At 67.8% G+C, this 20,846-nt stretch carries 17 protein-coding genes and 1 tRNA gene; 12 read left to right on the top strand and 6 right to left on the bottom strand.

The genetic code is table 11. From position 1 onward, the window contains the following. Positions 1-4 precede the first annotated feature (4 nt). Positions 5-1,195: an ROK family transcriptional regulator gene (locus tag FE811_RS09610; RefSeq protein ID WP_140847286.1), complete on the bottom strand. Its 1,191-nt coding sequence runs from the start codon at positions 1,193-1,195 to the stop codon at positions 5-7. A 118-nt stretch (positions 1,196-1,313) separates the two neighbouring features. Between FE811_RS09610 and FE811_RS09605 the strand changes: the two genes are divergently transcribed. From FE811_RS09605 to FE811_RS09590, 4 genes are all read left to right on the top strand, one after another. Next, positions 1,314-2,333: a sugar ABC transporter substrate-binding protein gene (locus FE811_RS09605; protein WP_036751878.1), complete on the top strand. Its 1,020-nt coding sequence runs from the start codon at positions 1,314-1,316 to the stop codon at positions 2,331-2,333. 90 nt (positions 2,334-2,423) lie between these two features. Then, a complete protein-coding gene (locus FE811_RS09600; RefSeq protein WP_072461070.1) occupies positions 2,424-3,497 on the top strand; it encodes an ABC transporter permease in 1,074 nt (357 codons plus the stop codon). After that, positions 3,494-4,288, top strand: a complete 795-nt coding sequence (locus FE811_RS09595) for an ATP-binding cassette domain-containing protein (protein ID WP_208021261.1) — start codon at positions 3,494-3,496, stop codon at positions 4,286-4,288. The genes FE811_RS09600 and FE811_RS09595 overlap by 4 nt, the downstream gene beginning before the upstream one ends. Positions 4,289-4,350: 62 nt before the next feature. Beyond that, the gene (locus FE811_RS09590) at positions 4,351-4,950 is read left to right on the top strand and encodes a nucleoside/nucleotide kinase family protein (protein ID WP_116223057.1); all 600 of its coding nucleotides are present in this window, start codon (positions 4,351-4,353) and stop codon (positions 4,948-4,950) included. Here the strand turns inward: FE811_RS09590 and mog are convergent. Further along, entirely contained in the window at positions 4,940-5,473 is a 534-nt protein-coding gene (mog, locus tag FE811_RS09585; RefSeq protein ID WP_116223058.1) for a molybdopterin adenylyltransferase, read from the bottom strand. The genes FE811_RS09590 and mog overlap by 11 nt on opposite strands. 50 nt (positions 5,474-5,523) lie before the next feature. Next, positions 5,524-6,750 (bottom strand): argininosuccinate synthase, encoded by a 1,227-nt coding sequence (locus FE811_RS09580; protein ID WP_116223059.1) that lies wholly within the window; start codon positions 6,748-6,750, stop codon positions 5,524-5,526. A gap of 50 nt (positions 6,751-6,800) precedes the next feature. Here FE811_RS09580 and FE811_RS09575 point away from each other — a divergent pair, with 50 nt between their 5' ends. Together FE811_RS09575 and ilvA are read left to right on the top strand one after the other, a co-directional pair. Further along, positions 6,801-7,643, top strand: coding sequence for a hypothetical protein (locus FE811_RS09575; protein WP_116223060.1), 843 nt, complete (start codon positions 6,801-6,803; stop codon positions 7,641-7,643). 78 nt (positions 7,644-7,721) lie between these two features. Then, positions 7,722-8,960: a threonine ammonia-lyase IlvA gene (gene ilvA / locus FE811_RS09570; protein ID WP_116223061.1), complete on the top strand. Its 1,239-nt coding sequence runs from the start codon at positions 7,722-7,724 to the stop codon at positions 8,958-8,960. A 7-nt stretch (positions 8,961-8,967) separates the two neighbouring features. Here ilvA and FE811_RS09565 read toward each other — a convergent pair whose 3' ends face one another. After that, the gene (locus tag FE811_RS09565; RefSeq protein WP_036751896.1) at positions 8,968-9,318 is read right to left on the bottom strand and encodes an Hpt domain-containing protein; all 351 of its coding nucleotides are present in this window, start codon (positions 9,316-9,318) and stop codon (positions 8,968-8,970) included. A gap of 119 nt (positions 9,319-9,437) precedes the next feature. Here FE811_RS09565 and FE811_RS09560 point away from each other — a divergent pair, with 119 nt between their 5' ends. Continuing rightward, positions 9,438-10,709 (top strand): PP2C family protein-serine/threonine phosphatase, encoded by a 1,272-nt coding sequence (locus FE811_RS09560; RefSeq protein WP_036751898.1) that lies wholly within the window; start codon positions 9,438-9,440, stop codon positions 10,707-10,709. A gap of 11 nt (positions 10,710-10,720) precedes the next feature. Here FE811_RS09560 and FE811_RS09555 read toward each other — a convergent pair whose 3' ends face one another. Next, on the bottom strand, positions 10,721-11,161 hold the full coding sequence (locus tag FE811_RS09555; RefSeq protein WP_116223062.1) for an NUDIX domain-containing protein: 441 nt from the start codon (positions 11,159-11,161) through the stop codon (positions 10,721-10,723). Between the two features lie 208 nt (positions 11,162-11,369). Continuing rightward, positions 11,370-11,454 (bottom strand) — tRNA-Leu (locus tag FE811_RS09550). 577 nt (positions 11,455-12,031) lie between these two features. Between FE811_RS09550 and FE811_RS09545 the strand changes: the two genes are divergently transcribed. The 5 genes from FE811_RS09545 (at position 12,032) to gltB (ending at position 20,810) form a co-directional block, all read left to right on the top strand. Continuing rightward, on the top strand, positions 12,032-13,024 hold the full coding sequence (locus FE811_RS09545) for a complex I NDUFA9 subunit family protein (protein ID WP_114535040.1): 993 nt from the start codon (positions 12,032-12,034) through the stop codon (positions 13,022-13,024). Next, on the top strand, positions 13,021-13,824 hold the full coding sequence (locus tag FE811_RS09540) for an undecaprenyl-diphosphate phosphatase (RefSeq protein WP_181180843.1): 804 nt from the start codon (positions 13,021-13,023) through the stop codon (positions 13,822-13,824). Before FE811_RS09545 ends, FE811_RS09540 begins: the two co-directional genes overlap by 4 nt. 153 nt (positions 13,825-13,977) lie before the next feature. Then, complete coding sequence (locus FE811_RS09535) at positions 13,978-15,471, top strand: NAD(P)-dependent oxidoreductase (RefSeq protein ID WP_036751906.1); 1,494 nt, start codon at positions 13,978-13,980, stop codon at positions 15,469-15,471. Between the two features lie 9 nt (positions 15,472-15,480). Then, positions 15,481-16,263, top strand: a complete 783-nt coding sequence (locus FE811_RS09530) for a hypothetical protein (protein WP_243700100.1) — start codon at positions 15,481-15,483, stop codon at positions 16,261-16,263. A 14-nt stretch (positions 16,264-16,277) separates the two neighbouring features. Continuing rightward, the gene (gltB, locus tag FE811_RS09525) at positions 16,278-20,810 is read left to right on the top strand and encodes a glutamate synthase large subunit (protein ID WP_114535038.1); all 4,533 of its coding nucleotides are present in this window, start codon (positions 16,278-16,280) and stop codon (positions 20,808-20,810) included. Positions 20,811-20,846 lie beyond the last annotated feature (36 nt).

The raw sequence follows: 20,846 nt of genomic DNA, 5'->3' as shown, positions 1-20,846 counted from the left end.
TTCTTCACCTGTCGTCACGGGAACGCGCGGGCGCACCCTGGGTTTCATGCCCGTTCCGGCCCGGCCGCGGGGCCGAGAAACTGCCGCCCGGCAGGAAGCCCGCCCCCAGCGGCAGCGCGGCCGCCCCCAGCGTGCGGGCCCGGCGGCCCAGGGTTCCGGCGCGCACCTCGGGCAGGGTGACGCCGTGGTGGCGCATCCCGGCCAGGCTGGCCGCGGTCGCCTGCACCAGCCCGGCCCGCAGCACGGCCGGCATGGCGCCGTCGATCACCACCAGCGGCAGGTCCAGCACCGCCACCGCCCCCAGAGCCGCATGGGACAGCACCCGCGCCGATTCGTCCAGCCATTCCCGGACGATACCGGGCGGCAGATCCCAGGCCGCATCGTCCAGCGGCAGGTCGCCCCCCAAGGCCGATTCCAGCACGGAAATCGAGGCCACGTCCAGCACCTGCCGCCCCCCCGGCACCGGATAGGAGCCCATCGCCCCCGCGTTGCGCGACGGCCCCAGCCGCAGCCGCCCGTCCAGCACCACGCCGCCGCCGGCGAAATGCGCGACATAGAAATACAGGAAATCCTGCGGCAATTCCTGGGTGCCGAACATCATCTCGGCTCCGCAGGCGCAGGAGCCATCATTCTCCAGCCAGACCGGCAGGTCCAGCGCCTGCGCCAGTTCGGCGCGCAGGTCGCGGCCGCGCCAGGGGGCCATCTCCTCGGCCCAGTCCCACAGGTAGAAGGGGCTGGCGATGCCCATGCCCGACAGCCGCGCGCGCTGCGCTTGGGTCAATTCGGCCAGGATCTCGGCCGCGCCGGCGACGGCGAAGTCGCGAATCGCGTCGGGCTGCGGATAGGCATGGGGCAGCACCCGGATCTGCCGGATGCCCCCGGCGAAATCGACCAGCACCAGCTCGGCCACCCGGCGCCCGACCTTGAGGCCCAGAAACAGCGCCCCCTCCGGCGCCAGGGCCAGCGGCAGTAGCGGCTGGCCGACCTTGCCGCGCCGCCGCTCGCCCCCCGCATCCAGCAGGCCCGCGGCGATCAGCTCGCGCGTGATGTTGGTGACGGCCTGCGCAGACAGGCCCGTGGCCTGGGCCAGCGCGGCGCGCGGCATCGGTCCGTTGCGGCGAATCAGCCACAGGATCAGCCGCTCGTTCTGGCTGCGGACCCCCTGCGGCGTCGCCGCCGGATTGGTGTTCGGCATGGTCGCTTCCTCCCTCCCCTATTAAATCAACGAAATTGATTTATTGACAAGCCCCCGTTTCTTCGGCAGCCTTTTACAGGAGGCGGCGGTCAGACCCGCCCAGAGGAGGAAGGACATCATGACCAAGACCAAACTGCTGCGCGCGGCGCTGGCGGGCACGGCCCTGACCCTGATCGCCGGCATGGCGCAGGCCGACAGCGCCTGCCTGATCACCAAGACCGACACCAACCCCTTCTTCGTGAAGATGAAGGAAGGCGCGCAGGCCAAGGCCGCCGAGCTGGGGCTTGAGCTGAAATCCTATGCCGGCCGCATCGACGGCGACCACGAAAGCCAGGTCTCGGCGGTCGAGGCCTGCATCGCGGACGGCGCCAAGGGCATCCTGATCACCGCCTCGGACACCAAGGCCATCGTCGATTCCCTCCAGGCGGCGCGCGATGCCGGGCTGCTGGTCATCGCGCTGGACACGCCGCTGGACCCGGTCGATGCGGCGGACGCGACCTTCGCCACCGACAATTTCAAGGCCGGCGAGCTGATCGGCCAATGGGCCAAGGCCACCATGGGCGATGCGGCGGCCGAGGCCAAGATCGCGCTTCTGGACCTGGCGATCTCGCAGCCCTCGGTCGACGTGCTGCGCGACCAGGGCTTCCTGCAGGGCTTCGGCATCGAGCTGGGCGACCCCGAGAAATGGGGCGACGAGACTGACCCGCGCATCGTCGGCCACGAAGTCACCTCGGGCAACGAGGAAGGCGGGCTGAAGGCGATGGAGACGCTGCTGGCCAAGGATCCCGACATCAACCTGGTCTATACCATCAACGAACCGGCCGCCGCCGGCGCCTATGAGGCGCTGAAGGCCGTCGGGCGCGAAGGCGACGTGCTGATCGTCTCGGTCGATGGCGGCTGTCCCGGCGTGCAGAACGTCAAGGACGGCGTGATCGGCGCCACCTCGCAGCAATATCCGCTGGACATGGCGTCGCAGGGCATCGAGGCCATCGCCGCCTTCGCCAAGGACGGCACCAAGCCCGTGCCGACCGAGGGCAAGGATTTCACCGATACCGGCGTGCAGCTGGTGACCGACAAGCCGGCCGAGGGCATCGAATCCATCGACTCGGCCCGCGGCGCCGAGCTTTGCTGGGGCTGAGCCTCGACTGAACCGCAGGGCGGGGGAAACCTCGCCCTGACCACAGGCAGCGGCGCCCTGCACGGCGTCTTGCAAGGGGGGAGACCGTCCATGTCATCCGACACCAAGACGGCCGCCGGCTACGAGGAGGGCCTGCAAGGCGCCTCGGACAAGGTTGCCGAGTTCCACGAACAGAAAACCGCCCTGAAGCGCCTGCAGCACTGGCTGCACATGACGCCCTCGGCCGTGCCGATGATCGTGCTGGTCGCGGCGATCATCGTCTTTGGCCTGCTGTCGCCGAACTTCTTCAAGGCGGTGACGCTGTCCACCATCCTGCAGCAGATCGCCATCGTCGGCATCCTGGGCTGCGCGCAGTCGCTGGTGGTGCTGACCGCCGGGATCGACCTGTCGGTCGGCGCCATCGCGGTGTTTTCCTCGGTGCTGATGGGGCAGTTCACATTCCGCTACGGCATCCCGGCGCCGGTCTCGATCGCGCTGGGGCTGGCGGCGGGCACCGCCATGGGCTTTGCCAACGGCTGGCTGGTCGCCCGCATCAAGCTGCCGCCCTTCATCGTGACGCTGGGCACCTGGCAGATCATCCTGGCCGCGAACTACATCTATTCCGCGAACGAGACGATCCGCTCGTCGGCCATCGCCGCCGAGGCGCCGGCGCTGCAATTCTGGGGCTATTCCATCCAGCCGGGCGGGGTGAAGATCCTTTACGCGGTGTTCCTGATGGTCGCGCTGGTCGCCATCCTGGCCTACGTCCTGCGCCATACCGCCTGGGGCCGGCATGTCTATGCGGTGGGCGACGACCCGGATGCGGCGGAACTGGCCGGCGTGCGCACCCGGCGGGTGCTGATCCAGGTCTATGCGCTGGCCGGGTTCTTCTGCGCCATCGCGGGCTGGGTGATGATCGGCCGCTTCGGTTCGGTCTCGCCCTCGGCCTCGACCGGGCAGCTGGGCAATATCCAGTCCATCACCGCGGTGGTGATCGGGGGGATCAGCCTCTTCGGCGGCCGCGGATCCATCGTCGGCATGTTCTTCGGCGCGCTGATCGTCGGCGTGTTCGAGATGGGGCTGAAGATGGTCGGCACCGATCCGCAATGGACCTTCTTCCTCATCGGCCTGCTCATCATCCTCGCCGTGGCGGTGGATCAATGGATCAGAAAGGCATCGGCATGAACGCGAACATTTCCGGGGAACCGCTTCTGAAAGCCCGCGGGCTGGTGAAACGCTATGGCAAGGTCACCGCGCTGGACCATTGCGACTTCGACCTGATGCCGGGCGAGATCCTGGCGGTCATCGGCGACAACGGCGCGGGCAAGTCCTCGCTGATCAAGGCGCTGTCGGGCGCGGTCCAGCCCGACGAGGGCGAGATCACGCTGGAGGGCAAGCCGGTGCGCTTTGCCAGCCCGCTGGATGCGCGCGGCTATGGCATCGAATGCGTCTACCAGACGCTGGCCATGTCGCCGGCCCTGTCCATCGCCGACAACATGTTCATGGGGCGCGAGCTGCGCAAGCCCGGCATCATGGGCAAGTGGCTGCGCAAGCTGGACCGGCCGGCGATGGAGAAATTCGCCCGCGAGAAGCTGACCGAGCTGGGGCTGATGACGATCCAGAACATCAACCAGGCGGTCGAAACGCTGTCGGGCGGCCAGCGCCAGGGCGTGGCGGTGGCCCGCGCCGCCGCCTTCGGCTCGAAGGTGGTGATCCTGGACGAGCCGACGGCGGCGCTTGGCGTCAAGGAAAGCCGGCGCGTGCTGGAGCTGATCCGCGACGTGCGCTCGCGCGGGATCCCGATCATCCTGATCTCGCACAACATGCCGCATGTCTTCGAGGTGGCGGACCGCATCCATATCCACCGGCTGGGCCGGCGGCTTTGCGTGATCCGGCCGGACGACTATTCCATGTCGGACGCGGTGGCCTTCATGACCGGGGCAAAGGTGCCGGACGAGGTGGCAACGGCGGCCTGAACGGCGCGGCTGCGGGGGGCTTTGCCCCCCGTCCTTCGGACTCCCCCCCAGGATATTTTTGCATGGAAGAAATACTGGACCTTGTGGCAAGGCTGGGCCCTGGCCGGCGGATCGTGGCCATCCTGGGTGCGCCCGGATCGGGAAAATCGACCCTGGCCGCGCAGCTGGTGGCCGGGCTGGAGGATGCGGTTCTGGTGCCGATGGACGGGTTCCACCTGGACAACCGGCTGCTGGAGGCGGACGGGCTGCGCGGCTGCAAGGGCGCGCCCGAGACCTTTGACGCCGCGGGTTTCGTCGCGCTGGTGCGGCGACTGAAGGCGGGGGGCGAGGTGGTCCATCCGGTCTTCGACCGCGGCCTGGACCTGGCCATCGCCGGCGCCGGCCGCGTCGAGACGGGGCACCGGCTGGTGGTGGTCGAGGGCAACTACCTGCTGCTGGACCGCGCGCCCTGGCGCGAACTGGCCGGGCTTTGGGATCTGTCGGTCATGCTGGACGTGCCGATGGAGGAGCTGCGCCGGCGCCTGACCGCGCGCTGGCAGGGGCTGGGGCGTTCGCCGGCCGAGGTGATGGCGCATCTGGAGAACGACCTCGGCAATGCCGAACTGGTGCTGCGCGAATCGCTGCCCGCCGATCTGCGGGTCCGGCCCGCGCCTATTTCTTAGGCCGGAACGCCTTGATGCGGCCGGGGTCGGTTTCGATCCAGGCCGCGCCGATCAGGTCGAGACAATAGGGCACCGCCGCGAAAACCGCGTCGAGGCAGGTGGCGATGGCCGAGGGCTTGCCCGGCAGGGTGATCATGAGCGAGGCGCCGCGGATGCCCGCGGTCTGGCGCGACAGGATGGCGGTCGGCACCTCGCGCAGGCTGGCGCGGCGCATTTCCTCGCCAAAGCCGGGCAGTTCCTTTTCGATCACGTCGGCCATGGCCTCGGGCGTCTGGTCGCGCGGCGCCGGGCCAGTGCCGCCGGTGATCAGGATCAGGTCGGCGCCCTGGTCGTCGGCCAGGTCGCGCAGGCATTCGGCGACGATCTTGCGCCCGTCGGGGATGATGCGGCGCGTGATGTCCATGGGCGAGGTGATGGTGGCGCGCAGCCAGTCCTCGGCCCCCGGACCGCCCTTGTCCTCGTATTCGCCGCTGGCGGCGCGGTCCGAGACGGTGACGATGGCGATATGGGCGGGACGGGACATGGCGGGCCTCATGAAAAAGGCCGCGGGGGGCTGCCCGCGGCCGGTGGGTCTTACTTGAACTTGGCGTTGCGGTTCGCCACCAGCTTCAGCCGCAGCGCATTGAGCCGGATGAAGCCCGCCGCGTCCTTCTGGTCATAGGCGCCGGCGTCGTCCTCGAAGGTGACGTGCTTTTCGCTGTAGAGCGAATGGTCCGACCAGCGGCCGACCGTGTGGACGCTGCCCTTGTAGAGCTTCAGCCGCACGGTGCCGGTCACATGTTCCTGGCTCTTGTCGATCAGCGCCTGCAGCATCTCGCGCTCGGGGCTGAACCAGAAGCCGTTGTAGATCAGCTCGGCATAGCGCGGCATGATCGAATCCTTAAGATGGCCGGCGCCGCTGTCCAGCGTGATCTGTTCGATGCCGCGATGCGCCTCGAGCAGGATGGTGCCGCCGGGGGTCTCGTAGATGCCGCGCGACTTCATGCCGACGAAGCGGTTTTCCACGAAGTCGAGCCGGCCGATGCCGTGCCTGCGGCCGTATTCGTTCAGCGCGGTCAGGATGGTGGCGGGCGACAGCGCCTCGCCGTTGATCGAGACCGCGTCGCCCCGCTCGAAGCCGATCTCGATGTATTCGGGCTGGTTGGGCGCGTCCTCGGGGCTGACGGTGCGCTGGTAGACGTAGTCGGGCGCTTCCTCGGCGGGGTTTTCCAGCGCCTTGCCCTCGCTGCTGGTGTGCAGCAGGTTGGCATCGACCGAGAAGGGCGCCTCGCCGCGCTTGTCCCTGGCGATCGGGATCTGGTGTTCTTCGGCGAATTCGATCAGCCGGGTGCGCGAGGTCAGATCCCATTCCCGCCAGGGCGCGATCACCTTGATCGAGGGGTCGAGCGCATAGGCCGACAGTTCGAACCGGACCTGGTCGTTGCCCTTGCCGGTGGCGCCATGGGCCACGGCATCGGCACCGTGGCGATGCGCGATTTCCACCAGGTGCTTGGAGATCAGCGGGCGGGCGATCGAGGTGCCCAGCAGGTAAAGCCCCTCGTAGACCGCATTGGCGCGGAACATCGGGAAGACGAAATCGCGCACGAATTCCTCGCGCACGTCGACGATATGGATGTTTTCCGGCTTGATGCCCAGCAGTTCAGCCTTCTGGCGCGCCGGCTCCAGCTCCTCGCCCTGGCCCAGGTCGGCGGTGAAGGTGATGACCTCGCAGCCATATTCGGTCTGCAGCCATTTCAGGATGATCGAGGTGTCGAGCCCGCCCGAATAGGCAAGGACGACTTTCTTCGGCGCGTCGGACATGCGATATGGCCCCCGTTTTTTGAGTTGATGTTGCAATAGGATGTTTTCCGATGACCGACAAGAGCGGGGCGCGGCCCAACCGCAGGCAGGGCTTTTCCGGCAAACCGGGGGGATTTCGGCACGGGGCCCGGAGCAGGGTCATCCTGTGCCGGCGCAGGCTGCGGCGGGCGCGCGATGCCTTCATGGACCAGGCGGGCGCGCTGTTGCGGCGCGTCTTTCGCGACTGCTGGTGGCTCAGCGCGATCATCGCCGCGGTCCTTTTCCTGCCGCCGCTGCTGGTCAAGCCGCTGCCCGCCTGGCATGATCCCGTCGCCCTTGCCGTGCTGACGCTGGCCTTCGGCATCGCGGTGCTGGGCTGGGCCATCGCGATCATGGGTAGCCTGCAGCGCTGGCCCGGTTTCAGGCTGGGGCTGACCATCGCCATTCCGCTTGGCATGGCCATGCTTGCCCGGCTGAGCGCGCGCGACATCCTGGCGGACAGTTTCGGGGTTTCGCCCGACGCCTTTCCGATGAGCCTGGACATGCTGACCGCGGTCATGAGCCTTTGGCTGACCTTCGCCGGGGTCGGGGCGCTGCTCATGCTGCTGCTGTTCGGGCTGTTTACCTTGCAAATGCTGACGGGGGGCGGCGGCGCAGCCCTGCGGTCGATGGCCTTTGTCCTGCCGCTCAGCGCGATGATCGCGATGCCGCTGGCATCATCGCTGGCGATCATGCCCGACCTGCCCGGCACCGTCCGCGCGCTGGATGGGCAGGAAAGCTACCGATGCGCGTTCCCTTCCATGCCGTCCCGGCCCCTTGCCGTCACCTTCCTTTCCGATACGCAGGTGCTTGCCTGGATGCCCGATACCGCGCAGCCCGTCGTCCTGCCCTGCGAGATGGACGCCGCCCGCTAGCCAGGGCGGGCGGGCATCGCCCAGGGCGGCAAGCCATCCCCACTTGCCAACCGCCGCTTTTCGCGCCATTCGCCGGTCATGGAAAACTTTGCCGCCTCTGTCCGCCAGGCCGGGATCGCGCTGCGCGACCTTTTCGAGCCGACACCCTTGCAGAAGAACGACCACCTCTCGGCCAAATACGGCGCCGAGATCTGGCTGAAACGCGAAGACCTGACGCCGGTGCGCAGCTACAAGCTGCGCGGCGCCTTCAACGCCATGCGCAAGATCGGCGCCGGGCCGCAGGGGCATTTCGTCTGCGCCAGCGCCGGCAATCACGCGCAGGGCATGGCCTATGCCTGCCGCCATTTCGGCACCCGCGGCACGATCTTCATGCCCGTCACCACGCCCCGGCAAAAGATCGACAAGACCCGCATCTTCGGCAATGGCGCCATCGAGATCGTGCTGACCGGGGATTATTTCGACCAGACGCTGGCCGCGGCGCAGGATTTCGCCCGCGCGCAGGACGCCACCTTCCTGTCGCCCTTCGACGACCCGGACATCATCGAGGGGCAGGCCACGGTCGGGCTGGAACTGCTCGAGCAACTGGGCGGGGCGCCGGATGTCGTCGTCCTGCCGGTCGGCGGCGGCGGGCTGGCCGCCGGCGTCACCCGGCTGCTGGCCGAACTGGGCCCCGGCACCCGCGCCGAATTCGCCGAGCCAGAGGGCGGCGCCAGCCTGCGCGAGGCGCTGCTGGCCGGCGCCCCCGTGACCCTGCCCGCCGTGGACAATTTCGTCGATGGCGCCGCCGTGGCGCGGATCGGCGACCTGCCCTTTGCCGCGCTTGCCGGTTTCGACGCCGAGCGCGTCCATACCGCGCCCGAGGATCGCATCTGCGCTACCATGCTCGAGATGCTGAACATCGAGGGCATCGTGCTGGAACCGGCCGGGGCGCTGGCGGTGGACGTGCTGCGCGACATCCCGGATCTCGCCGGCAAGCGGGTGGTCTGCATCTGCTCGGGCGGGAATTTCGACTTCGAACGCCTGCCCGAGGTCAAGGAACGCGCCCAGCGTTTCTCGGGGCTCAAGCGCTATTTCATCCTGCGCATGCCGCAGCGGCCCGGCGCGCTGCGCGACTTCCTGCAGCTGCTTGGCCCCGAGGACGATATCGCCCGCTTCGAATACCTGAAGAAATCGGCGCGCAACTTCGGCTCGGTCCTGATCGGCATCGAGACCACCGCGCCGGAAAACCTCGCCCGGCTGTGCGAAAGGCTGGAGGCGGCGGGGATCGGCTATCGCGACATCACCCGCGACCCGGTGCTGGCGGAATTCCTGATCTGACCGACGCTCAGGCAAGGCGCGCCCGCCTGTCGGGGCGCAGCGCCGCGTCCAGTTGCCGCATCAGCGCCTGTTTCGACGCGGAATAGCTGGCCAGAAGCGATTCGACATCGACCTCGGCCGCCCGGCCGCCGGCGGCCTTGCGTTCGCCCGCGTCGCAAAGATTGCCGAAATCGGTAAAGCCCAGATTCCAGGCACATCCCTTCAGGAAATGCAGGTCGGTTTCCAGCTGCAGCACGTCCCGGCGCGACAGGCGCATGATGACGCCTTCCACCTCGTCCAGAAACAGCTCCAGGATCAGCTGGAATTCGTCATCGCCGACCTCCCCGCGCAGTTCGTTGATACGGTTCCAATCCAGCATGGACAACCCTCGGAAGAATCACCCGGCCTTCATAACAGCAATTTCATCTATGACGTGTTAATCGCGAAAATTGTCTGGATTAACGGAACATTCAGACCCGGTGGTCTAGACCGTGGCGCATGATGATCCTCGATCCCCAGGCCGCGACGACGATACCGCACAGCATGCGGCTGGTGCTGCTTGTCGACGACAGCCGGGCGCAAAGGCGGACCCTGGCGGTGCAGCTCATCCGCGCCGGCTACCAGGTGGTCGAGGCGGCCAGCGGCGACGAGGCGATGCGCATCTGCCTGGAACGGCGGCCGGACATCGTGATCTCGGACTGGATGATGCCGGGGCAAAGCGGGCTGGAATTCTGCCGCCGCTTCCGCGAGATGCAGTCGGACCGCTATGGCTATTTCATCCTGCTGACCTCGCGCAACGACAAGAAGGACATCGCCCAGGGGCTGCGCGCCGGCGCCGACGAATTCCTGACCAAGCCGGTCTCGGGCGCCGAACTGCTGGCGCGGCTTTCCGCCAGCGAACGCATCCTGCGCATGGAGGAAAGCCTGCGCAGCGCCAATGCCCAGCTCAGCGCGACCCTGGCCCAGCTGCGCGAAACCCAGGCCGCGATCGACCGCGACCTGCGCGAGGCGCAGCGCCTTCAGCAGGGGCTGGTGCGGGAACGCCATGGCCGCTACGGCGATTTCGACCTGTCGCTGCTGATGCGCCCGGCCGGCCATATCGGCGGCGACCTGGTCGGCTTCTTCCCGATCAACGCCCGCCGCATCGGGCTGTTCGCGCTGGACGTGGCGGGCCATGGCGTCGCCTCGGCGCTGCTTTGCGCCCGGCTGGCGGCGCTACTGTCGGGCGGAACGGACCAGAACATCGCGCTGCGCATCACCGATCTGGGCCTTTACGACGCCCGCCCCCCGGCCGAAGTCCTGCGCCACCTGAACACGCTTATGATCGAGGAATTGCGCATCGAATCCTATTTCACCATGGTCTATGCCGACCTGGATTTCCTGACCGGCCAGCTGCGGCTGGTGCAGGCGGGCCACCCCCATCCGGTGCTGCAACACGCCGACGGCCGCATCGAGCGGATCGGCGGCGGCGGCCTGCCCGTGGGGGTCTTTCCCGATGCCGCATATGACGAGGTGCAACTGGCGCTCGGCCCCGGCGACAGGCTGTTCATCAGCTCGGACGGGCTGACCGAAAGCGAGAACGCGCGCGGCGAACCCCTGGGCGAGGAGGGACTGAACGCCATCCTGCGCACCAATGCGACGCTGCGCGGCGATGCGCTGCTGGAATCGATCTGCTGGTCGGCGGCGCATTACGCCGGCGGCCGGCGCAGCGACGACATCTCGGCCGTGCTGGTCGAGCGGCAGAGGAACGGCGACCACCCATGGGGCTGAGCAGGCGCGGCTCAGATCCGCCGCAACGCCGCCCGCACCAGGGCGCGCGAGCCCGGATCGGGCAACAGTTCCACGACCTGCCGCAGGGGCACCCAATGCGCCTCATGCCCCGGTTCGGCGGGGGCGCCCAGCCGCGCCACCGGACGCGCCAGCCAGAGGGTGCAGAGCTTTTCCGCCCAGAACCCGTAATCCGGCATATGGCAAAAGCGCCGGTAGGCGCCGAAGCGGCGCGGATTGCCGATGCTCCAGCCGGTCTCCTCGCGCACCTCGCGATGCAGCGCGGCCAGCGGCGATTCGCCGGGGTCGATGCCGCCGCCGGGCAGCTGGAACTCCGGCTGCGGCGCCTGCTGGAAGGTCAGCAGCGCCGCACCGTCGCGGATCAGCAGGCCATAGGCCCCCGGACGCAGGCGATAGGCGCGACGCCCCGGCGGCGATCCGAAACGCGGTATCATGCGGCTTGCTTTCCTTTCCCCACGGCGCCTTGCCGGCACCCTTCCTGGCCGGGAAGGCCATGGCGACGCCCTTCGCGGCTCCGCATGGCTTCTTCGTTCCCCAAATACTCATGCAACCGCGCCACCGGCGGCAAGGCCCGCCCGAAAGGGCCCCTGCCGCGCAAAGCAAAAGCCGCGCAAACCCAAGGGCTTGCGCGGCTTTTGTTCATGGTGCCCAGGAGAGGACTCGAACCTCCACGCCTTGCGGCACACGGACCTGAACCGTGCGCGTCTACCAATTCCGCCACCTGGGCAGGTCGCGTGAGCCGGGTGATTAAGCCCAGCCGCAGGGGGTGTCAACGGGGGATCGACAAAAATCTGCGCCCGGCCGCAAATCTTTTTCACGCCCCCGTTTCACGCCCTCGCCCAGGCCCTCGCCCTGGCCTTGTTCTGGGCCGCAATCCATGGGCTGGCGGCACCGGAAAGCCGCGCCCTGGCCAGGCGGCCCCGGCCCCCTTCAGCCGGATGGCCCGGCATGAACCACCCCCTTCGCCTTATACAGACCCGCTCGATCCTCCCGCGGTCGAAGTCATCCACACAGCCCCGCCCGGGCGACCGAGAGCAGGCCGCCCATGTCGGTCGCCATGACCCCATGGCGACTACCTTGCGCGAGCGGCCGCGGCAGCGAGGCCGCACCTCCTCCATGGCGCGACCTGACAGGCCTTTCATGCCGGGCCCGTTTGCCGCCCTCGCCCGGCCGTAGAAAGGGCGCGGCGCACGCCGGGACAGGCCGGCAAGGCGGACCCGATCGTCGCAGGCCGGCGGCCACGGCTTGCCGCTGGCGGAAGGCTTGGGTATTGAACGATCAAGCACGCACGAAGGGAGCGCCGCATGTCCGCAGCCAAGCTTGTCACCATTTATGGCGGGTCTGGATTCCTGGGCCGGCAGATCGCACGGATCATGGCCGCCCAGGGCTGGCGCATCCGCGTCGCCGTCCGCCGCCCGAACGAAGCCGGCGTGGTGCGCACCTATGGCGCGCCCGGCCAGGTCGAGCCGGTGCCCTGCAACGTCCGCGACGACCTGTCCGTGACCGCCTGCATGGCCGATGCGGATGCGGTGATCAACTGCGTCGGCATCATGGTGCGCGAAGGCAGGAACACCTTCGACGCCATCCACGAAGAAGCCGCGGGCCGCATCGCCCGCATCGCCGCCGAAACCGGCGTCCGGCATTTCGTGCATGTCTCGGCCATCGGCGCGGACCCGGATTCGGACAGCCGCTATGCCGCCTCCAAGGGCCGGGGCGAGGCCGCGGTGCTGGCGCATCGCCCCGATGCGGTGATCCTGCGCCCCTCGGTCATGTTCGGGCCGGACGATCATTTCTACAACCGCATCGCCTCGATGACCCGGCTGGGACCGATCCTGCTGGTGCCGGGCGCCAGGACGCCGATGCAGCCGGTCTATGTCGAGGACGTGGCCCAGGCCGCCGCCATGGCGGCCGCGGGACAGGCCCGGCCCGGCATCTATGAGCTGGGCGGCCCCGATGTACTGACCATGCGCGAGGTGGCGCAGCAGGTGCTGGTCGCGACCGGCCGCCGCCGCGCCATCGTCGGCCTGCCGCATTGGCTGGGCGGGGTGATGGGATCGGTGCTGGACACGGTGCAGACCGTCAGCGGCGGGCTTCTGACCAACCGCATCATGACCCGCGACCAGGCCCGGCTGCTGCGCCGGCCCAACCGGGTCTCGGAACAGGTAAAGACCTTTGCCGACCTGGGGATCGAGCCGACCGCCGCCCCCGCGATCATCGCGCAATACCTGTGGCGCTTCCGGTCCTCGGGGCAATATGAGGCGATCACCGCCTCGGCGAAGAACCTGCGCAACGGCTGATGGACCACAACACCCTCGTTGCCGCCGCCCTTGGTCTGCTGGAGGGGCTGACCGAGTTCATTCCCGTATCCTCGACCGGCCACGTGCTGCTGGCCGGGCATTTCCTGGGCTTCGATTCGCCTGGCCGCGCCTTCGAGGTGCTGATCCAGCTGGGCGCCATCATGGCCATCCTGGGCGTCTATTCCGGGCGGCTGTGGCGGATCTTCACCAGCGCGCCGCATGACCCGCGCGCGCGGCGCTTCATCCTGGCGGTGCTGCTGGCCTTCCTGCCCGCGGTGGTGATCGGCGTGCTGGCGCATCGCATCATCAAGGAAGTGCTGTTCGAAACCCCGGCCCTGATCGCCATCATGCTGATCGTCGGCGGGGTGGTGCTGCTGTTCGTGGACCGGATGGCGACCCGGCCGCGCCATTTCTCGGCCGAGGATTTCCCGCTGCCCATGGCGCTGAAGATCGGCTTCATCCAGTGCCTGGCGATGATTCCCGGCGTCTCGCGTTCGGGGGCGACCATCGTCGGTGCCCTGCTTCTGGGCGCGGACAAGCGTTCTGCCGCGGAATTCAGCTTTTTCCTGTCCATGCCGACGATGCTGGGCGCTTTCGTCTATGACCTCTACAAGAACCGCGACATCCTGGACGCAGCGGCGACCGGGAACATCGTGCTGGGCTTCGTCTGCGCCTTCCTGGCCGCCGTGGTCGTGGTGCGGGGGTTGCTGAACTATGTCTCGACCTATGGCTACGGCTTCTTCGCCTGGTGGCGAATCGTGGTCGGGGCCGTGGTTCTGCTGGCTTTGCAGGCAGGATAGTAAACAATACTGACCCATTTTTCGCATTTGCAGCATGAAAAAGTGAAGGCGGATCGGAAGAATCGTTAATTAGGTCAACTGTGCTGACTTTTCTTTGACGGCAGCCTGTCTTATCAGGCTGTGAACACCCTCGTCATCGAAGGACGCGCAGCCATGGCCACGCAGAAGATGCTCAAATTTGTCACCATCGGGCGCGAGATGCCCGAAAAGCGTGACGCGGCATCCCGCTCGGAAGATTTCCACGAGATCTATCGCGAGTTCGCCGAGGCCAAGGCCAAGGAACAGGCCAGCCGCTGCAGCCAATGCGGCGTGCCCTATTGCCAGAGCCATTGCCCGCTGCACAACAACATCCCCGACTGGCTGCGCCTGACCGCCGAGGGCCGCACGCAGGAAGCCTATCTGCGCAGCCAGGAGACCAACACCTTCCCCGAGATCTGTGGCCGCATCTGCCCGCAGGACCGGCTGTGCGAGGGCAATTGCGTCATCGAGCAGTCCGGCCACGGCACCGTCACCATCGGCGCCATCGAGAAATACATCACCGACACCGCCTGGGAGCAGGGCTGGATCACCCCGGTCGTGCCGATGCAGGAACGGCCGGAATCCATCGGCATCATCGGCGCCGGGCCCGGCGGGCTTGCCGCCGCCGACCGGCTGCGCCGCATGGGCTTCCAGGTCACGGTCTATGACCGCCACGACCGCGCCGGCGGGCTGATGATCTATGGCATCCCCGGCTTCAAGCTGGAAAAGCAGGTGGTCGAGCGGCGCACCGAGCAGCTGGCCCAGGGCGGCGTGGACTTCGTGCTGAACGTCAATGTCGGCGAGGACATCAGCTTCGATGCCATCCGCGGCAAGCATGACGCGGTGCTGATCGCGACCGGCGTCTACAAGACCCGCGACCTGGACATCGACAATGCCGCCGCCAAGGGCGTGGTGCGGGCGCTGGATTACCTGACCGCCTCGAACCGGGTGGACCTGGGCGACGAGATACCCGATTACGAGGATGGCGAGCTGAACGCCAAGGGCAAGCGCGTCGTGGTCATCGGCGGCGGCGACACCGCGATGGATTGCGTCAGGACGGCGATCCGCCAGGGCGCGCAATCGGTGAAATGCCTTTACCGCCGCGACCGGGCCAACATGCCCGGCAGCCAGCGCGAGGTGCAGAACGCCGAGGAAGAGGGCGTCGAGTTCGTCTGGCTGTCCGCCCCCGGCGCCTTTACCGGCCATGTCACCGGCGAGGCGATGGTCGCGCAGGAACGCGACGTCGACGACACCGGCGAGATCCCGACCATCAGCGCCGTGCGGGTGCAGCGGATGCGGCTGGGCCAGCCCGATGTCTCGGGCCGGCAGTCGCCGGAACTGATCGAGGGCGCCGATTACGACGAGCCGGCCGAGCTGGTCATCAAGGCGCTGGGTTTCGAGCCTGAGGAACTGCCGCGGCTTTGGGGCGTCGATGGGCTGGAGGTCACGCGCTGGGGCACGATCAAGGCCGATTACCAGACGCACCAGACCAGCCTGCCCGGCGTCTTTGCCGTGGGCGACATCGTGCGCGGCGCCAGCCTGGTGGTCTGGGCGATCCGCGACGGCCGCGAGGCCGCCGACAGCATCGCCGGCTACCTGTCGGGTGCCGCCCGCGTCGCGGCCGAATAGGGGGCGGCCATGGCACGACAACCACGCCCCAGCCCCGCACCCGGCGCCGCGCCGATGGCGCGCGGCATGGCGCTGGCGGCAGGAATGGCAGCCATGCTGACGCTTCCTGCCCTGCCCGCCGCGGCGGCGAATTTCACCCCGCCTTCCGGCTGCAAGCTGGAGATCACGGTGCAGAACCGCGGTTGCAGCGTTTCGCAGCATTATCGCTGCGGCTCGGATGCGCCGGGGGACCAGCGGGTGACCTATTTCACCCCCGAGGGCCCGACCTTCCAATCGCGCATCGACCGCGAGACGCGCTGGATGGAAAGCACCGACCTGCGCAGCGGCCTGACCGACCTGCTGGAGGACGAGGCGCAGGACCATGCCTCGTTCAGCACGCTGCTGGAGACCGGGCGCGACGATTTCGATTTCTGGACCCGCTCGAACAGCGGCGAGCGGCTGCGCCATGTGGGCCATGACGAGCTGACCGGCGAAAAGGTGCAGATCGACGGCGTGACGCTGGAGGTCACGCGCTTCGAGCTGACCACCTATGGCGAATCCGGCCAGGTGCTGATCCAGCGCCGCGGCCAGCAATTCATCAGCCGCGCGCAGGGGCGGTTCTACGGCGGGGTCGAGACCTCCGAGGACTGGACCGGCGCCGTGCAGCAGACCAACGACAGCCCGGTGACGTTCTCGTTCCCCGGACAGCCCGGCTTCGGCTCGACCAAGCCGGAATATGATTGCGACCTGCAGATGGTGGGCGGCCAGGGCGCCGACATCCTGTGGCAGCTTACGAAGGAGGCACGGACGTGAAGGACTGTGAACAGATGAGCTGGGAACAGCAGGAACAGGCCCGCCGCGACTGGATGGCGGAACATTCGCTCTACCGTGCCGAGGACGAGCATTCGTCCTGCGGGGTCGGGCTGGTCGTCAGCATCGACGGCAAGGCCAGCCGCAAGGTGGTGGAAAGCGGCATCACCGCGCTGAAGGCGATCTGGCACCGCGGCGCCGTGGACGCCGACGGCAAGACCGGCGACGGCGCCGGCATCCATGTGCAGATCCCGGTGCCCTTCTTCTACGACCAGGTGCGCCGCACCGGGCACGAGCCCGACCACGACAAGCTGATCGCCGTGGGCCAGGTCTTCCTGCCGCGCACCGATTTCGCCGCGCAGGAGCGTTGCCGGACCATCGTGGAATCCGAAGTGCTGCGCATGGGCCATTACATCTACGGCTGGCGCCACGTGCCGGTGAACACCTCGGTCCTGGGCGAAAAGGCCAATGCCACCCGCCCCGAGATCGAGCAGATCCTGATCCGCTGCGACAAGGACATCGACGACGAGCAGTTCGAGCGCGAGCTTTACATCATCCGCCGCCGGATCGAGAAGGCGGCGGTGGCGGCGCAGATCGCGGGCATGTATATCTGCACGCTGTCCTGCCGCAGCATCATCTACAAGGGCATGATGCTGGCCGAACAGGTGGCCGAGTTCTATCCCGACCTCAAGGACGAGCGCTTCGAATCCGCCTTTGCCATCTATCACCAGCGCTATTCCACCAACACCTTCCCGCAATGGTGGCTGGCGCAGCCCTTCCGCATGCTGGCCCATAACGGCGAGATCAACACGCTCAAGGGCAACTCGAACTGGATGCGCAGCCACGAGATCCGCATGGCCTCGCGGACCTTCGGCGAGATGGCCGAGGACATCAAGCCGATCATCCCCGGCGGCTCGTCCGATTCCGCGGCGCTGGACGCGGTGTTCGAGGTGCTGGTGCGCTCGGGGCGCAATGCGCCGATGACCAAGACCATCCTGGTGCCGGAGGCCTGGTCCAAGGCCACCACCGACATGCCCAAGGCCTGGGCGGACATGTATGCCTATTGCAACTCGATCATGGAGCCCTGGGACGGGCCGGCGGCGCTGGCGATGACCGACGGGCGCTGGGTCTGCGGCGGCCTGGACCGCAACGGGCTGCGGCCGCTGCGCTATGTCGTGACCGGCGACAACCTGCTGATCGCGGGCTCCGAGGCCGGCATGGTCCCGGTGAACGAGACCGCCGTGCGCGAAAAGGGCGCGCTGGGTCCGGGCCAGATGATCGCCGTCGACATGGCCGAGGGCAAGCTTTACCACGACCGCGAGATCAAGGACCACCTGGCGGCCAGCCAGCCCTTTGGCGACTGGGTGGAAAAGGTCGTCCAGCCCTCGGAGCTGATGGCCAAGCTGCCCGAGACCCCGCTGCATGTCGGCGAGGAACTGCACCGCCGCCAGATCGCCGTCGGCTATACGGTCGAGCTGGTCGAGCAGATGCTGGTCCCGATGGCCGAGGACGCCAAGGAGGCGCTGGCCTCGATGGGCGACGACACGCCGCCCGCGGTGCTGTCGCGCCAGTTCCGGCCGCTGTCGCATTACTTCCGGCAGAACTTCAGCCAGGTGACGAACCCGCCCATCGACAGCCTGCGCGAAAGCCGGGTGATGAGCCTGCGCACCCGCTTCGGCAACCTCAAGAACGTGCTTGAGGAAAGCTCGACCCATGCCGAGATCACCATGCTGGAAAGCCCCTTCCTCGCCAATGGCGAGTTCGAGGAGCTGACCCGCATGTTCCGCGACCAGGCGACGCAGATCGACTGCACCTTCCCGGTCGATGGCGGCGCCGATGCCCTGGGCGAGGCGCTGGCGCGCATCCGCGCCGAGGCCGAGGATGCCGTGCGGTCCGGCAACGGCCATATCATCCTGACCGACGAGGGCATCTCGGCCAGCCGCGTCGGCGTGCCGATGATCCTGGCGACCAGCGCGGTGCACAGCTGGCTGACGCGCAAGGGGCTGCGGACCTTCTGCTCGCTGAACGTGCGCGCCTCGGAATGCGTGGACCCGCATGATTTCGCGGTGCTGATCGGCTGCGGCGCGACCACGGTGAACCCCTATCTGGCGCAGGACACCCTGGCCGAGCGGATCGAGCGCGGGCTGCTGGACGGCAACCTGATCGACATCATGACCCGCTATCGCGAGGCCATCGACGCGGGCCTGCTGAAGATCATGGCCAAGATGGGGATCTCGGTCCTGTCCTCGTATCGCGGCGGGCTGAACTTCGAGGCGGTGGGGCTTTCCCGCGCCATGGTGGCGGAATATTTCCCCGGCATGCAGTCGCGCATCTCGGGCATCGGCCTGCACGGGCTGCAAGCCAAGCTGGAAGAGGCCCATGCCAAGGGCTTCCGCGCGGCCCTGGTCGATCTGCTGCCGGTGGGCGGCTTCTACAAGGCGCGCCGCTCGGGCGAGAAGCACGCCTGGGAAGCCAATACCATGCGGCTGTTGCAGCTGGCCTGCGAAAAGGCGTCCTACGACATCTGGAAGCAGTTCACCGCGACCATGCGGGCGAACCCGCCGATCCATATCCGCGACCTCTTGGACATCAAGCCGCTGGGCAAGCCGGTGCCGCTGGAAGAGGTGGAATCGATCACCTCGATCCGCAAGCGCTTCGTGACGCCGGGCATGTCGCTGGGCGCGCTGTCGCCCGAGGCGCATATGACGCTGAACATCGCCATGAACCGCATCGGCGCGAAATCCGACTCGGGCGAGGGCGGCGAGGATCCGGCCCACAGCCACCCGCTGCCCAATGGCGACAACCCCTGCGCCAAGATCAAGCAGGTCGCCTCGGGCCGGTTCGGCGTCACCGCCGAATACCTGAACGCCTGCGAGGAGCTGGAGATCAAGGTCGCCCAGGGCGCCAAGCCCGGCGAGGGCGGCCAGCTGCCCGGCATGAAGGTGACGGACCTGATCGCCCGGCTGCGGCATTCGACCAAGGGCGTGACGCTGATCTCGCCGCCGCCGCACCACGACATCTATTCGATCGAGGATCTGGCGCAGCTGATCTATGACCTCAAGCAGATCAACCCGCGCGCCAAGATCACGGTGAAGCTGGTGGCAAGCTCGGGCGTCGGCACCATTGCGGCGGGCGTGGCCAAGGCCAAGGCCGACGTGATCCTGATCTCGGGGCACAACGGCGGCACCGGGGCCTCGCCGGCCACCTCGATCAAGTTCGCCGGCCTGCCCTGGGAGATGGGCCTGACCGAGGCGCATCAGGTGCTGGCGATGAACCGCCTGCGCGACCGGGTGACGCTGCGCACCGACGGGGGCCTGCGCACCGGGCGCGACATCGTCATGGCGGCGATGATGGGGGCCGAGGAATACGGCATCGGCACCGCCGCCCTGATCGCCATGGGCTGCATCATGGTGCGCCAGTGCCAGTCGAACACCTGCCCGGTCGGCGTCTGCACCCAGGACGAAAAGCTGCGCGCGATGTTCAACGGTTCGGCCGACAAGGTGGTGAACCTGATCACCTTCTACGCCACCGAGGTGCGCGAGATCCTGGCCAGCATCGGCGCGCGTTCGCTGGACGAGGTGATCGGCCGCGCCGACCTGCTGACCCAGGTCAGCCGCGGCGACAAGTCGCTGGACGACCTGGACCTGAACCCGCTGCTCATCACCGTCGATGGCTCGGAAAAGATCGTCTACGACCGTTCGAAGCCGCGCAACGCGGTGCCCGACACGCTGGACGCCGAGATCATCCGCGATGCCGGCCGCTTCTTCTCGGACGGCGAGAAGATGCAGCTTTCCTATGCGGTCAGGAACACGCAGCGGACGGTGGGCACGCGCACCTCGTCGATGATCGTGCAGACCTTCGGCATGCGCAACAAGCTGCAACCCGATCACCTGACCGTGCGGCTGACCGGCAGCGCGGGCCAGTCGCTGGGCGCATTCGCCGCGCCGGGGCTGAAGATCGAGGTCTCGGGCGATGCCAACGACTATGTCGGCAAGGGCCTGTCCGGCGGCACCATCGTCGTGCGCCCGCCGATGGGCAGCCCGCTGAAGGCGGCCGAGAACACCCTCATCGGCAATACCGTGCTTTACGGCGCGACCGACGGCCATCTCTTCGCCGCCGGCCGCGCGGGCGAACGCTTCGCGGTCAGGAACTCGGGCGCCAAGGTGGTGATCGAGGGCTGCGGCTCGAACGGCTGCGAATACATGACCGGCGGCGTCGCGGTGATCCTGGGCCGGATCGGCGCGAACTTCGGTGCCGGCATGACCGGGGGCATGGCCTATCTCTACGACCCGGAGGGGCTGGCGCGCGACTATATCAACGCCGAGACGCTGGTCCTGTGCCCGGTAACGCAGGCACATTGGGAAGAGCAGCTGCGCGACCTGATCGAGCGGCACCACCAAGAGACCCGCTCGCGCCGGGCCGAGGAGATCCTGCAGAACTGGGAGGACGAAAAGGCGAACTTCCTGCAAGTCTGCCCCAGGGAGATGCTGCCGCATCTGCAGTATCCCATCGCCCCGGTCGAGGATCTGGCGGCGGTGCCGGCGGAATAGGACGGATCGGGGGCCTGCGGGCCCCCTTTCCTTTAG

Origin of the sequence: Paracoccus sp. FO-3 (genome assembly GCF_006386455.1) — a bacterium.
In the GTDB taxonomy this organism is placed as follows: domain Bacteria; phylum Pseudomonadota; class Alphaproteobacteria; order Rhodobacterales; family Rhodobacteraceae; genus Paracoccus; species Paracoccus versutus.
This window is presented reverse-complemented; position numbering and strand designations above follow the sequence as displayed.

Coding starts and splice junctions, on each gene's coding strand:
- FE811_RS09610 (WP_140847286.1), bottom strand. CDS start 1,195: ATGCCGAACACCAATCCGGCGGCGACGCCGCAGGGGGTCCGCAGCCAG.
- FE811_RS09605 (WP_036751878.1), top strand. CDS start 1,314: ATGACCAAGACCAAACTGCTGCGCGCGGCGCTGGCGGGCACGGCCCTG.
- FE811_RS09600 (WP_072461070.1), top strand. CDS start 2,424: ATGTCATCCGACACCAAGACGGCCGCCGGCTACGAGGAGGGCCTGCAA.
- FE811_RS09595 (WP_208021261.1), top strand. CDS start 3,494: ATGAACGCGAACATTTCCGGGGAACCGCTTCTGAAAGCCCGCGGGCTG.
- FE811_RS09590 (WP_116223057.1), top strand. CDS start 4,351: ATGGAAGAAATACTGGACCTTGTGGCAAGGCTGGGCCCTGGCCGGCGG.
- mog (WP_116223058.1), bottom strand. CDS start 5,473: ATGTCCCGTCCCGCCCATATCGCCATCGTCACCGTCTCGGACCGCGCC.
- FE811_RS09580 (WP_116223059.1), bottom strand. CDS start 6,750: ATGTCCGACGCGCCGAAGAAAGTCGTCCTTGCCTATTCGGGCGGGCTC.
- FE811_RS09575 (WP_116223060.1), top strand. CDS start 6,801: ATGACCGACAAGAGCGGGGCGCGGCCCAACCGCAGGCAGGGCTTTTCC.
- ilvA (WP_116223061.1), top strand. CDS start 7,722: ATGGAAAACTTTGCCGCCTCTGTCCGCCAGGCCGGGATCGCGCTGCGC.
- FE811_RS09565 (WP_036751896.1), bottom strand. CDS start 9,318: ATGCTGGATTGGAACCGTATCAACGAACTGCGCGGGGAGGTCGGCGAT.
- FE811_RS09560 (WP_036751898.1), top strand. CDS start 9,438: ATGATGATCCTCGATCCCCAGGCCGCGACGACGATACCGCACAGCATG.
- FE811_RS09555 (WP_116223062.1), bottom strand. CDS start 11,161: ATGATACCGCGTTTCGGATCGCCGCCGGGGCGTCGCGCCTATCGCCTG.
- FE811_RS09545 (WP_114535040.1), top strand. CDS start 12,032: ATGTCCGCAGCCAAGCTTGTCACCATTTATGGCGGGTCTGGATTCCTG.
- FE811_RS09535 (WP_036751906.1), top strand. CDS start 13,978: ATGGCCACGCAGAAGATGCTCAAATTTGTCACCATCGGGCGCGAGATG.
- FE811_RS09530 (WP_243700100.1), top strand. CDS start 15,481: ATGGCACGACAACCACGCCCCAGCCCCGCACCCGGCGCCGCGCCGATG.
- gltB (WP_114535038.1), top strand. CDS start 16,278: ATGAGCTGGGAACAGCAGGAACAGGCCCGCCGCGACTGGATGGCGGAA.